The sequence below is a fragment of the Trinickia sp. EG282A genome (assembly GCF_040965455.1).
In the GTDB taxonomy this organism is placed as follows: Bacteria; Pseudomonadota; Gammaproteobacteria; order Burkholderiales; family Burkholderiaceae; genus Trinickia; species Trinickia symbiotica.
This window is the reverse complement of sequence record NZ_JBFRCC010000006.1, coordinates 201312-214804: the sequence shown is the minus strand read 5'-3', so window position 1 is coordinate 214804 and position 13493 is coordinate 201312. Positions and strand designations below refer to the sequence as shown.

Annotated in this window: 10 protein-coding genes; 3 read left to right on the top strand and 7 right to left on the bottom strand. The window is 62.4% G+C overall.

Annotated features, from left to right (window positions below; translation table 11 throughout):
- Positions 1–10: 10 nt before the first annotated feature.
- From AB4Y31_RS27360 to AB4Y31_RS27345, 4 genes are all read right to left on the bottom strand, one after another.
- Positions 11–751 (bottom strand): 4Fe-4S dicluster domain-containing protein, encoded by a 741-nt coding sequence (locus AB4Y31_RS27360; RefSeq protein ID WP_368676754.1) that lies wholly within the window; start codon positions 749–751, stop codon positions 11–13.
- A complete protein-coding gene (locus AB4Y31_RS27355; protein WP_368676753.1) occupies positions 748–3705 on the bottom strand; it encodes a molybdopterin-dependent oxidoreductase in 2958 nt (985 codons plus the stop codon). The genes AB4Y31_RS27360 and AB4Y31_RS27355 overlap by 4 nt, the downstream gene beginning before the upstream one ends.
- Before the next feature lie 137 nt (positions 3706–3842).
- On the bottom strand, positions 3843–5261 hold the full coding sequence (locus tag AB4Y31_RS27350; RefSeq protein ID WP_368676752.1) for an amino acid permease: 1419 nt from the start codon (positions 5259–5261) through the stop codon (positions 3843–3845).
- Between the two features lie 203 nt (positions 5262–5464).
- Positions 5465–6880 (bottom strand): NAD(P)/FAD-dependent oxidoreductase, encoded by a 1416-nt coding sequence (locus AB4Y31_RS27345; RefSeq protein WP_368676751.1) that lies wholly within the window; start codon positions 6878–6880, stop codon positions 5465–5467.
- A 281-nt stretch (positions 6881–7161) separates the two neighbouring features.
- Between AB4Y31_RS27345 and AB4Y31_RS27340 the strand changes: the two genes are divergently transcribed.
- Positions 7162–7974 carry an IclR family transcriptional regulator gene (locus tag AB4Y31_RS27340; protein ID WP_368676750.1) on the top strand — a complete coding sequence of 271 codons (813 nt, stop codon included), beginning with the start codon at positions 7162–7164 and terminating at the stop codon, positions 7972–7974.
- A 75-nt stretch (positions 7975–8049) separates the two neighbouring features.
- Here AB4Y31_RS27340 and AB4Y31_RS27335 read toward each other — a convergent pair whose 3' ends face one another.
- Genes AB4Y31_RS27335 through AB4Y31_RS27325 form a run of 3 tightly spaced genes read right to left on the bottom strand, consistent with a single transcriptional unit; the run spans position 8050 to position 10636 of the window.
- The gene (locus tag AB4Y31_RS27335) at positions 8050–8787 is read right to left on the bottom strand and encodes an ABC transporter ATP-binding protein (RefSeq protein ID WP_368676749.1); all 738 of its coding nucleotides are present in this window, start codon (positions 8785–8787) and stop codon (positions 8050–8052) included.
- A 42-nt stretch (positions 8788–8829) separates the two neighbouring features.
- Positions 8830–9849: an ABC transporter substrate-binding protein gene (locus AB4Y31_RS27330; protein WP_368676748.1), complete on the bottom strand. Its 1020-nt coding sequence runs from the start codon at positions 9847–9849 to the stop codon at positions 8830–8832.
- Between the two features lie 25 nt (positions 9850–9874).
- Positions 9875–10636 (bottom strand): ABC transporter permease, encoded by a 762-nt coding sequence (locus AB4Y31_RS27325; RefSeq protein WP_368676747.1) that lies wholly within the window; start codon positions 10634–10636, stop codon positions 9875–9877.
- Positions 10637–11055: 419 nt separating this feature from the next.
- On the opposite strand from AB4Y31_RS27325, the gene AB4Y31_RS27320 reads away from it, so the two are divergent.
- Together AB4Y31_RS27320 and xsc are read left to right on the top strand one after the other, a co-directional pair.
- The gene (locus tag AB4Y31_RS27320; protein WP_368676746.1) at positions 11056–11460 is read left to right on the top strand and encodes a nuclear transport factor 2 family protein; all 405 of its coding nucleotides are present in this window, start codon (positions 11056–11058) and stop codon (positions 11458–11460) included.
- A gap of 152 nt (positions 11461–11612) precedes the next feature.
- A complete protein-coding gene (gene xsc, locus AB4Y31_RS27315; protein ID WP_368676745.1) occupies positions 11613–13430 on the top strand; it encodes a sulfoacetaldehyde acetyltransferase in 1818 nt (605 codons plus the stop codon).
- Positions 13431–13493: the final 63 nt, after the last annotated feature.

Sequence of the window (13493 nt, the reverse complement as noted above, 5' to 3'; positions counted from 1 at the left end):
TCGCGCCCGGTTAGCGGTGCGTGGCCAATGCCACGAGATTCACCTCGCCGCGTTCGAGCTGCGCTTGAAGCGTCGCTTCACCGGCCGCAGCCGCATTCCCGCAGCCGGCGCCATTACCGCAGCCGCACGACGGCTCCGTCTTCACGCGCGGCAGATAATGATTCGAAGGCTTGGTGTCCCACTCGGGCATCAGCGCATAGCCGCCGCGCTCGCGAATCGCACGCGACACCTCCGAGTCCGGATCGTGAATATCGCCGAATAGCCGTGCCGATGTCGGACAGGCAAGCACGCACGCAGGCTTGCGATCGCGCTCGGGCAACGCTTCGTTATAGATTCGGTCCGCGCAAAGCGTGCACTTCGTCATTTCCTTGCGGCCCTCGTCCAACTCCCGCGCGCCGTAGGGGCATGCCCACGCGCAGTATTTGCAGCCGATGCACTTGTCGTAATCGACGAGCACGATACCGTCCGACTTGCGCTTGTAGCTCGCCCCGGTTGGACAGACCGGCACGCAGGGCGGGTCCTCGCAATGCAGGCACGACTTCGGGAAATGGATCGTGTCGGTCATGGGGAACACGCCGGCTTCGTACGTCTGTACGCGATTGAAGAAGGTGCCCGACGGATCGTCGTCATAGGGCCGCATGTCAGCGAGGCTGCCCGCCTCGCCCGACGTGTTCCATTCCTTGCAGCTCGTCACGCATGCGTGGCAACCGACGCAGACGTTCAGATCGATGACGAGAGCCATTTGAGTCATTGTTCGTCTCCCTGAGAAGTCGCGCCGTCATCGGCGGCGGCCCATGCCGCCGCCCGGCGCAGCCGCGCCGCGAACTCGCCTTTGCCGGCGAAATAGGCCTGCACGCGTTGAAGCACGCTCGTCGAACCGGGCAGCGGATGCATCGGGGCGAATTGCGGCAGCGTGGTCGAGGCATCGGCCTCAGCCCGATAAATGCGCACGCGCACGTCGTACCAGCCGGCTTGCCCCGTGATCGGATCCGAGTTGGACATCCGCTCGCCGGCACGCGTATCGCTCGGCAACTCGTCGGTGATCACGTGGTTCAATAAGAAGCCGCGCTGCGACTCGCCCGCGTTCGGTCCTAGATTCCACGCGCCGGCCGCCTTGCCGATCGCATTCCAAGTCCACACGGTTCCGGGCTCCACCGCCTCGCTATAGCGCGCGCGGCAGCGCACCTTCCCCCACGGCGATTCGACATAGATCCAGCCCCCATCCTCGATCCCCTCTTGCGCAGCCACCGCGGGATTCACGAACAAATGGTTCTCCCCATGAATCTGCCGCAGCCACGCGTTCTGCGAGTCCCACGAGTGATACATCGCCATCGGCCGTTGTGTGATCGCCGCGAGCGGAAAACGATCGAGATCGGTCGTGTCCTGTTCCAGCGGCGGATACCAGAACGGCAGCGGATCGAAATAACGTTCGATGCGCGCCCTGAGGTGTTGGGGCGGTTGGCGGCCTTTCGTCTTGCCTTGCGCGGCCAGGCGAAACGTCTGCATCACTTCCGAATAAAGCTGGATCACGATCGGCACTGCGTACTTGCGCATCCCGTTCTCGACAGCCCATTTAATGTACGGCCCGTTGCAGTTGCGCATGTACTGCAGCGACTCGGGCAACCGATGGTGATAGACGCAATTGTTCTTGGCGTACTGCTCCCACTGCTTCGGGTTCGGCTCGCCGACGACGGCCTTTGTGCCGTCCTTGCCGCGCCAACCGATCAGAAACCCGGTACCCGAATCGGGCGCCGTCTGGAAGTTGACGATGAAGTCCGGATAGTCGCGAAACTTACGTTTGCCGTCGGCCGTCGTGAAAGCCGGAAACTTGAGTCGGCTCGCCAGTTCGATCAACACTTCCTGAAACGGCTTGCATTCGCCCGTCGGCGGCACCACCGGCACCCGCACGGAATCCACCGGACCGTCGAATTCCGAGATCGGACGATCGAGCATGGACATCACGTCGTGGCGCTCGAGATACGTCGTATCGGGCAGGATCAAATCGGCGAATGCGGTCATCTCCGATTCGAATGCGTCACAAACAACGAGGAACGGGATCTTATATTCGCCGTCAGCGCGCTTGTCGACCAGCATTTTGCGCACTTCCACCGGATTCATCGACGAATTCCATGCCATATTGGCCATGAAAATGAGCAGCGTGTCGATCGGATAGGGATCGCCGCGCCAGGCGTTGGTGATCACGGAATGCATGAGCCCATGCACCGCGAGCGGATATTCCCATGAGAACGCCTTATCGATGCGGGCCGGGGAACCGTCCTCGTGAATGAACAGATCGGTCGGCGCAGCGGGCCAGCCAAGCGGGCCGGTTGCAAGCGGCGTGTTTGGCTTGACGACGGCCGGATCGTTCGGCGGTTTCGCCGACGGCGGCGCCGCGCGCGGATACGGCGCCTTGTGACGGAAGCCGCCCGGCCGGTCGATCGTGCCGAGCAGTGACATCAGAACCGCCATCGCGCGAATCGTCTGGAAACCGTTCGAATGCGCGGCGAGCCCACGCATCGCGTGAAACGCGATCGGCGAACCTTCCACCGTGTCGTGCGTCTTGCCCCATGAGTCAGTCCACTGAATCGGCAGCACGATCCGCTGCTCGCGCGCGACGGTGGCCATTTCGCGCGCGATACGCGCAATGGTATCCGCGGAGATGCCCGTGATCTCGGCGGCCCATTGCGGCGTGCAGTGTGCGACTTGGTCACGCAGCAGGGCAAACGACGGTGCGACCGGTGTGCCGTCGGCGAGCGCATACCTTCCGTCGAGCGCCGGCTGCGCGCCTTCAGCGTGATTGAGCACCGGGCGATTCGTGCGCGCGTCCCACCACAAATGATTCTGCGGAAACAGTGCGTTGCCTTCCGGCGCATCGGCATCGCGCACGAACAGCCCGAACGTATCGGATTCCTCGCGCAGATCGACGAGCTCGCCCGCATTCGTGAAGCGCTCGACGAATGCCCGGTCGTATGCGCCCTGCTCGATCAACTCTCGGATCAGGGCCATGAACAGCGCGCCGTCCGTGCCCGGGCGAATCGGGATCCATTCGTCCGCAATGGCCGCATAGCCGGTGCGCACCGGATTGATAGCGATGAAGCGCCCGCCGGCCCGCTTGAATTTGGATAAGGCGATTTTCAGCGGATTCGAATGGTGGTCTTCGGCCGTTCCGATCATGAAGAAGAGCCGCGCGTTGTCGAGATCGGGGCCGCCGAACTCCCAGAACGAGCCGCCGATCGTATAGATCATGCCGGCCGCCATGTTCGCCGAGCAAAAGCCTCCGTGCGCCGCATAGTTAGGGGTGCCGAATTGTTTCGCGAAGAGACCCGTCAGGGCTTGCATCTGATCGCGTCCCGTGAAGAGCGCGAACTTCTTTGGATCGGTCGCGCGCAGGTGCCCGAGACGCTTTTCGAGCATGTCGAACGCCACATCCCACGACACCGGGACGAACTGGGCTTCGCCACGCTCCGCATCGTGCCTGCGCAGCAGCGGCCGCGTGAGGCGCGCGGGCGAGTACTGCTTCATGATCCCCGACGAGCCCTTCGCGCAGATCACGCCCTGGTTCAAAGGGTGGTCAGGATTGCCGTCGATGTAGCGCACTTCGCCGTCGCGCAAATGCACACGGATTCCGCAACGACATGCGCACATGTAGCAGGTCGTCGTCTTGATCTCGAGCTTCTCGTCCTGGGTGCGCGGGTGATGGTCCATCGTCCTTCCTCGTTCGCGGATGGCGTCGCCGGCCCGTCGCCAGGACCGAACGCTAAATCGGTACATCAATGCTACGTTTGCTTGAAGCCGGAAAAAAGTCGTATTCGATGATCCCAACTATCGGCCGGCACGATAGTTCATGACACGAGTTCGTGCTCGTCGACGTACCGCGCGCGCTCGCGCCGGTGGACGAACAGCTTGTATCCGACGAGCAGCAGGCCTAAGCTTGCGACGCCGAGCCAAAGCGGCTTGCGCTGATCGGGAATGAATGCCATCGCGATCAGGATGCCGATCATGCCGACGATCGACAGCCAGGTCAGATACGGAAAGCCCCACATCTTGACGCGCAGCTTGCCCTCGGCCTCACGGTCGAGTCGGCCGCGCAAGCGAAGCTGCGAAAGCGCGATCAGCACATACACGAAAATCGCGACGGTGCCGTAGGAATCGACTAAGAATGCGAATACGGTATCGGGCGAGATATACGACATCACAACCGAGACGTAGCCAAACAAGGTACCTAGCAAAATTGCGCGTACGGGCACGCCGCGTTTGTTGACCGCGGCAAGCGCGGCCGGTGCGTCGCCGTTGCGCGTCAGCGCGAACAGCATCCGCGACGCGGCATAAAGGCCCGAATTGAGCGCCGACAGCACCGCGGTCAACACAATCGCATTCATGATGTTCGCGGCCGCGGGTAGCCCCATGACGCGAAGCGCGCTGACGTACGGCGTGGCCATGGCCGGCGAATTCCACGGCACGAGCGCGACCACCAGCGCCACCGAACCGACGTAGAACACGAGCACGCGCGTAATCACGGAGTTCGTCGCCTTCGCCACGGCCTTCGCGGGCTCGCGCGCCTCCGCCGCGGCGATGGTTACGATTTCGGCGCCGAAGTAAAAGCCTGTCGCCGCCACCGCGCCGCTCATCACCGGCCCAATCCCGAGCGGCATGAACCCGCCGTGCCCGAGGAGCGTAGGCAATACCGCGCTCGTGTGCATGGACGCGGGCCAAAAGCCGGTCACGTAGAGGCCACCGAGGAGCAGGAAGACCATGATCGCGCCTACCTTGATCGACGAAAACCAGAACTCGAACTCCCCATAGCTGCCCACGGAAATCAAGTTCGTCGCGGTAAGTACGATGAGGAGCACGAGGCTGATGATCCATGCGGGCGCGTCGGGGATCCAAAACTGAATGAGCTTGGCTCCGGCGACCGCCTCGAGCGCCACTACGATCACCCAGAAATACCAGTACATCCAGCCAGTCAGAAAGCCGGCGAGCCGCCCCGGCCCGCGCCGGTTCGCAAATGCGAGTCGCGCGTATTCGTAGAAAGACCCGACGGCGGGCATTGCACACGCCATCTCCCCGAGCATCCGCATCACGAGGACGACAAGGCCGCCCGTGATCAGGAAGGAAAGGATCGCGGCGGGGCCGGTCTGCTGAATGACCACGCCGCTGCCAACGAAAAGCCCGGCACCGATCACGCCGCCGAGCGCGATCATCGTCATATGGCGCTGCTTGAGCCCACACTTGAGGTTGCTACGGTCCATCGTAGGTTGCATGTCTTCTCCAAATCTTGGTAATGAGGGCCCGCTCCCGAGTTATGGCGTATGTATACGGGCACGTCGATGACGCGCGTTCGTGCAAAGACGCATGAGCGCCCCGCCGCATGAATCGGCTCATCGGTTTTTATATGGGAATGCGAAGCCCGGCCTGCCTATGCCGGGCGTGCTTGACTACTCGCCGCGCACGGCGAGCGGCGAGCTCAAGGCCTTTCGTCGCGCCTGAAGTACTCGAGGTAGAGCATGCGCTGCCCGATTCGCCGGAACGGCGCGAACATATGGCCCGGCAGTGGGCTCGTGAAGATCGGCAGCGTCAGATGCGAAGCCTTGCCGGCGATGTGCTCGGCGAGCCGTCTGCCCGCTTGCTGCGAGTACGACACGCCGTTGCCGCCGTAGCCGAGCGCGTAATAGACCGACTGCTTCGGATCAGGCTGGCAGACGCGAGGCATCATGTCGTGGCTGACGTCGACCCAGCCCCACCAGGAAAAATCAATCTGCACACCGCGCAGCGCCGGAAATTTGCGGGCCATCCCTTCCTTCAGCAGGTCCAGATGGTGCGGGTTCGGCGCGTCGCGGCCGGTGATCGCGCTGCGGCTGCCGATCTGCAGCCGCCGGTCGGGCAGGAAGCGGTAATAAAAGCGCAGGGTGCGCGTATCGGTCAGAACCTGTGTCGTGCGAAAATTGCACGCGCGAATCTCCTCATCGGTCAGCACACGCGTGACCATCGAGTTCGATAGGATCGGCATCACCTTGCTGCGCAGCGACGGATGCAGTGTCTGCGCCGTGTAGGCACCCGTCGCGATCCCCACTGCGCGGGCGCGAACGATGCCGCCCGGCGTATGCAGATGATGCACCCCGCCCACCGTCTCCCAACCGATGACGGGACTGCTCGTATAGACCCGAGCGCCTGCCTCGCGTGCGAGCCGCAGATAGCCGAACGCGAGCTTCGCCGCGTGAATGCCGATGCCTTCCGGCTCGTGGAGAGCGCCGGCCGCCTCGTGGTCGTTCAGAAACTCGCGCCGCAACGTCTCCGCGCTCAGCAGCTCGGACGGATAGCCGAAAACATCCTTCCAAACCTTTGCCTCGGCAGCAAGCTTTTGCATGATGCGCGGACGATGCGCGATCAGAAAGTGGCCGCCCGGCTGCGGGTCGCAATCGATCTCATCCAAGAACGATTTGAAGTGATTGAATCCCTCCAGAATCTCATCGTGCATCTTCAAGGCGACGTCCTTGCCCCAGCGTTCGATCCACTGCGAGCGCGACAACCGTCCCGATGCGTTTTGCGCCTGGCCGCCGTTGCGGCTGCTGCAGCCCCAGCTCGTGCGATTCGCTTCGAGCACGACCGCCTTGATGCCATGCTCACGTGCAAGGCAGATCGCCGTCGCAAGCCCGGTATAGCCCGAGCCGATGATCGCGACGTCAACATCGATATCCTTCGTGATGGGACCGTCGTCGGCGGGGGGCGTGCCGGCCGTCGCCACCCAATAGGTCGGCGCGTATTCCCTGCCATGCCCGGGGCCGGGCGACACGAGCGGGTCATAGGTCGGGTCGTAGCGCCGATCGACGGGCGCCACTCCGACGAAACCGCTCGCCGCTCGCTCGACTGAGCTGTATTCCATGATGACAACTCCTAATGATGGATGTGTTCTCTTTGGTCGATCGTGCGCACAGGCTTAGGCGCACCGATCCGTTGAAGAAAGTGTAGGTAGGCGAATTTGGCGAAGGTAGAACCAGTGGCGTGAATTCGCTTGGACCAGTGCAATGAACCGCCACGGGATGGCGGCGCAATGCCCTGGCCGCATGGATCAGCGCAAACCAGCATAGTCAACGCGGGCATCCATGGCGCACGCTGGAAAACGGTACAGAATGGTTCGTTTTTATTTGCTTCCGTAGGAGACGCATGCACGTTCCCTCTCCCGTGCAGGGCGAAACCGCCACCCTGGACGACGCACGCGTGCTGCGAGCGCTTGCCGTGCTCGAAACGCTTGCATTGGCGGGACAACCGTACACACTGTCGCAGCTATCCGTCCGCTTGCACATTCCCAAAGCCACGCTGCTTCGGATGATCGAAGCGCTGGAGGCGCGCGGCTATGTCATGCATATGCCGGATTCGCGCGGTCACGATCGGGCGATCGCACTCGGCCCGCGTGCTGCACAGTTTGCGCTGTCAGCGCTGTCGAACAATACGTTTACGAGGGCATGCCGTGCCGTATTGCGCACGCTCGTCGACGCACTCGGCGAAACCTGCAATCTCACGGCACTCGACAATGATGCGGTGCTCTACGTGGAGCGCGTGGAAACGACCGAGCCGCTGCGGCTCGAGATGCGCCCGGGCATGCGCGTGCCGCTGCATTGCACGGCGAGCGGCAAGCTCTTTTTGTCACAAATGACGACCGTGGAGCGTAACGCGATGCTGGCGCGGATGACGCTCGAGAAGATGACCTACCGGACGCATACGGATCCGCAACGGCTCGCCGCTGAACTCGAGCGCCTCGCAAAACGCGACGTCGGGATAGACAACGAGGAATTCGTGCGGGGAATGGTGGCGGTCGCGGTCCCCGTTCGCGCGGCCGCCGGCGGCCGCGTGCTCGCAGCGCTGGCCGTGCATGCGCCTACCGCGCGCGCCGCGCTCGACGATTTGCTGAAAGCCGTGCCGCGGATGCGCGAAGCTGCGAGCCGCCTCGCGCCGCTTCTACATGGGGGCGACGGCTAACCCGCGACACAACGGCGACAAAGCGCGGGCTGACCAGAGCGCAGCGTTGCACGCACGCCAGCGCCGCCGGTCTTCTCAATGCGCGAGAATGCCCATTGCCTGTTTCTTCAACTCCAGGAAATGCGGATCGAAGGCGACTTGCGGCGTACGCGGTCGCTCCAATTCGATAGGGACGTCGAGCGCGACCCGCCCCGGCCGCGAGGACAGCACGACGAGGCGCGTCCCGAGAAAGATGGCTTCGTCGATGTCGTGCGTGATGAACACGATGGTGCACCTCAGCTGGTCCCAAAGGGCCGTCAAGAACGTCTGCATGGCGCTGCGCGTCTGCGCGTCCAATGCACCAAAGGGCTCATCCATCAGCAGCACCTTCGGTTTCATCACGAGCGCCCGCGCAATGGCCACGCGCTGCTGCATCCCGCCCGACAGCTCGTAAGGCTTGTGCCCAGCGAAGTTCTCGAGGCCGATGGTGCGCAATATGTCTGCCGAGGCCCGATGGCGCTCGGCCTTAGGCACCGAATGGAGAGAAAGCCCGAATTCGATGTTCTCCTCGACGGTGAGCCAGGGGAACAACCCAGCCTGCTGAAACACGACGACGCGGTCTTCGCCTGGCTGGTCCTTTACCTCCCCGTCTATGAAGATGTTGCCCTTCGAGGGCGACGTCAGGCCGGCCAGCAGATGCAGCAACGTGGTCTTGCCGCAGCCGGACGCCCCCAGAACCGTGACGAACTCGCCGCCCTGAAACTGCAGATTGATGTTCTCGAGTGCGGAGGTCGAGCCGAAGGTCTTGTACAGGGAATCAATAACGATATTCAAGTCCGTCTCCTGCGGATGAAATGAGTACTCTTTCGCGCCGGCTCAATGAGCGAGCGATTGCGAATATTGCGGCGCGACGTTGGCTTCGAAGCTCGACGGCACCGTTTGTATGCGTCCGATCTGATTGAGGACCTTGGCGGTATTGACCAACGTCTCGTACGTTGCAGACGTCTTCACGCCGGCGCCCGAGCCCATCACCTTCGGCGTCGTCTGATCAGCCCCCGAAAAGAGCTCATAGCCCGCCAGTTCGCTTTTGGCGACGGGCACCGTGACGCCCGTTTGCTTGGCCATCTCCGCGATCGCCTTATCCGAATCCTTTTGCGTGACTTGATAGCCTTCGTCCAGCGCGGCGACGAACCCTTTCACGAGATCGGGGTGCGCCTTCGCCCAATCGGCGTTGGCGATGCAGACGTTGTAGCTCGACGCGTTGCGCGGTAAGTCGCCGTCGGTCTTGATGGCTTTGCCGCCCGCCTCGCGCAGTGCGCTGAACACCGGATCCCAGACGATGGCGGCATCGATCGCGCCTGTCACCCAAGACGTACGCATTTGCGGGGGCGCCATATTGATTTGCGTCACAGACGTGTACGGTACGTGCGCCTGAGCCAGGAAAGTCGCCAACTCGAATGACGCTTGCGAGCCAGCCACGATCGCGATCTTCTTGCCTTGCAGGCCGGCGACGTCGTGAATGCCGCTTTCGGGCTTGACCACGATGCCCGCTGCGTTCGTATAGCGTTCCTGGTTATAGACGATCGTCATCGGCAAGCCCTGTGCGATGGCCGTGACGAGCGGCGGTACTCCGAGCCCGCACATGAACGACAGGCTGTTCGACGCCAGCGCGCTCATGGCGGCCGGCCCGGAACTGAAGAGCTTGTAATCGACGTCGGCATTCATATGGCGTTCGAACATGTGCTCCGCCATGGAGACCATGTACGGATCGGCGCCGTTGTCCTCGTAGCCGATGACGACTTTCGGCTTTCCCTGGGCACCGGCTAAACCGGCGATAAGACAGCCGCCGACCAACAGCGCCGCGCTCGCGAGCTGGATCACGTATTTAGTTTTCATGTCTTGTCTCCACAGATGGTTGAGCTCAATCATGTCCCCGCCAGGGCACGATCCAATTCTCGAGCTTGCGTATCACCAACTCCATGGCATAGCCGATCACCCCGATGATGACGATGCCCACTATCACGACGGCAACTTGCAGCGCTTGTCCCGCGAACTGCACGAGCCATCCCAGCCCACTGCTGGCGGCAATAAGTTCTGCCGCGACCAGGCAGGTCCAGGCCACCCCTATACCCACGCGCATTGATGTGAATATCTCCGGCAACGCGGACGGCAACACGATCTTGCGGAAGATTTGCGCGTTGGTCGCGCCCAAAGTGCGGGCCACGGCAATTCTGAGCGGCGGCGTACTCTTTACGCCCGACATGGTTCCGATGATGATGACCGGGATCGTGCCGACGAGAATGAGGATGGCCTTCGGCAGCTCTCCGATGCCGAACCAAACAACGAGAAGAGGGATGTAAGCGAGCGGCGGAACTGGTCGAACGAATTGCAGCAGCGGGTCGATGAGGTCGAAAATTATTTTGTTGCGCGACATCAAAAGACCCACCGGCACACCGATCGCGACCGCTCCCACAAAACCGATAACGATGCGAAAACAGCTGATCAAAATGTCGCCGGTCAGCGACTGTCCGCCGTATCCATTTCGGATGATTTCGACGAACGACTGCCAAACCGCTACCGGCGAAGGCAGTGCGAACGGCGGAAATACGCCGGCCATCGATACGGCCTGCCAGATCAAGACCGATATGACGAGTACGGCGCCGGTCAACCAGTAGGACTTCATGCCGCTGCCGACGCGACGCAGCTTGATCTTTGCCTCGCTCTGCGCCCTCGAGCGCTCGACAGTCTTCCCGTGTCCAGGTAGGGCTCTTACTCTCACTGCCGTCTCCTTAAGTCCCACAAAAAGTATAGTCAGCGCTGAGACGCACCGATTTCAGTGTTTAGCCCAGCACTCGAGTGCAAACTCGTTCGTTGAGTCAAGGATTGTCAATCAATAAGCGGCCCGGTAGTGCCACGCAAAAGGATCCGATGGATCCAGCGCCGCTCGCCGCGGGCAGCTTGGCTTCCGCTGGTGCTGGCCCAACGGAAACCGCCAAACTGGCGCTACCACCGTCTACAGCCAACCATTAACGTCTCCCTATTGGTGCCGCCTTGTGCCTCTCGCGCGCTTCGCGGCCTGGACCGTCCCTCAAGGAGACATGTATGACAGAAACGACCCTCGACGCTTCGCGCGTGACGGCCGACACGCTCGCCGCTTTTTCCGATGCATTCAATCGCCACGATGCCGACGCGTTGATGGGATGGATGACCGAGGACTGCGTCTTCGAGGCGGCGGCGGGCCCGGAAGTCTATGGGACGCGCTTCGTCGGCCGCGCCGCGGTGCGCGCGGCATTCGAAGCGGTATTCCAGAGCTTCCCCGACGCGCATTGGGGGCACGGCCGCCACTACGTCATCGGCGAGCGCGGCCTGTCGGAATGGGTGTTCACGGGTACGCACATCGAAGGCTGGCGCATCGAAGCCGAAGGCTGCGACCTGTTCGAATTCCGCGACGGGCTAATCGCAGTCAAGCGGGCGTTCCGCAAAGAACGGCCAAAGCAGCCGGCGTGACGAACGCAGACCTGCCCTCTCACGCCTTTCGAAACGAAACATTTCATTTCATTCCAAATTCGTCGTCGGCTGGGGCAATGCCTTGACCGCAGGTGGGCACTGCCTAGTATCTGGAACGACATATTCCGTTAAACGATGACCGGAGACACGCTATGAGCGACCAATCCACTTCCCCCCAAGCCCCGGCTAGCGGCCCCCAAGACATGACGCCATCCGAAGCCTTCGTCGAGACGCTCGCCGCGAACGGCGTGACCGACATGTTCGGCATCATGGGCTCGGCGTTCATGGACGCGATGGACATCTTCGCGCCGGCAGGCATTCGCCTCATCCCGGTGGTCCATGAACAGGGCGCCGGCCACATGGCGGACGGCTATGCGCGCGTATCGGGCCGCCATGGTGTCGTGATCGGCCAGAACGGCCCCGGCATCAGCAACTGTGTGACCGCGATCGCGGCCGCGTACTGGGCCCACAGCCCGGTCGTGATCGTGACCCCGGAGGCCGGCACGATGGGCATCGGCCTGGGCGGGTTCCAAGAGGCGAACCAGTTGCCGATGTTCCAGGAATTCACGAAGTATCAGGGGCACGTCACGCATCCTGCACGAATGGCCGAATTCACCGCGCGCTGTTTTGACCGCGCGCAGGCCGAGATGGGCCCGACGCAGCTGAACATCCCGCGCGACTACTTCTACGGCAAGATCAAGGTCGAAATCCCGCCGCCGCGCAAGCTCGATCGCGGCCCCGGCGGTGAGCAAAGCCTGAACGAGGCGGCCGAGCTCATCGCGCAGGCGAAATTCCCGGTGATCATCTCCGGCGGCGGTGTCGTGATGGCCGACGCCGTTGAAGAATGCAAGGCGCTGGCCGAACGTTTGGGAGCGCCCGTCGTCAACAGCTACCTGCACAACGATTCCTTCCCGGCGAACCATCCGTTATGGTGCGGCCCGCTGGGTTATCAAGGCTCGAAGGCAGCGATGAAGCTGCTTTCGCGCGCGGACGTCGTCATTGCGCTCGGCTCGCGCCTCGGACCGTTCGGCACGCTGCCTCAGCACGGGATGGATTACTGGCCGAAGGACGCGAAGATCATCCAGATCGACGCCGACCATAAAATGCTGGGCCTCGTGAAGAAGATTTCGGTGGGCATCTGCGGCGATGCGAAGGCCGCGGCGGTCGCGCTCACGCAACGACTGGCCGATCGCGAGCTGGCTTGCGACGCCACGCGCAACGAGCGCGCGGACCAGATCGCCGGTGAAAAGGCGGCGTGGGAGAAGGAACTGGACGGATGGACGCACGAGCTCGACAGCTACAGCCTCGACGTGATCGAGGAGAGCAAACGTGAGCGCACCTTCAACGGCGGCCAATACCTCCATCCGCGGCAAGTTTTGCGCGAACTCGAGAAAGCGATGCCTGAAGACGTGATGGTGTCGACCGATATCGGCAACATCAACTCGGTCGCGAACAGCTACCTGCGCTTCAACAAGCCGCGCAGCTTCTTTGCGGCCATGAGCTGGGGCAATTGCGGCTACGCGTTCCCGACCATCATCGGCGCCAAAGTGGCGGCACCGCACCGCCCGGCCGTATCGTACGCGGGCGACGGCGCATGGGGGATGAGCCTCATGGAAACGATGACGTGCGTGCGTCACCAAATTCCCGTCACCGCCGTCGTGTTCCACAATCGCCAATGGGGCGCGGAAAAGAAGAATCAAGTCGACTTCTACAACCGCCGCTTCGTTGCGGGCGAACTCGACAATCAAAGCTTCGCGGCAATCGCGCGCGCGATGGGCGCGGAAGGTATCGTGGTCGACCAGCTGGAGGATGTCGGGCCGGCGCTGAAGCGAGCGATCGATCTGCAGATGAACGAAGGTAAGACGACGATCGTCGAAATCATGTGCACCCGAGAACTCGGCGACCCGTTCCGCCGCGATGCGTTGTCCAAGCCGGTGCGCCTGCTCGAGAAGTACAAGGACTACGTCTGACGATTCGATCCCGAAGCAGCGATTCACGACCGGCCTGCGGGCCGGTTTGGCATGACACCGGCT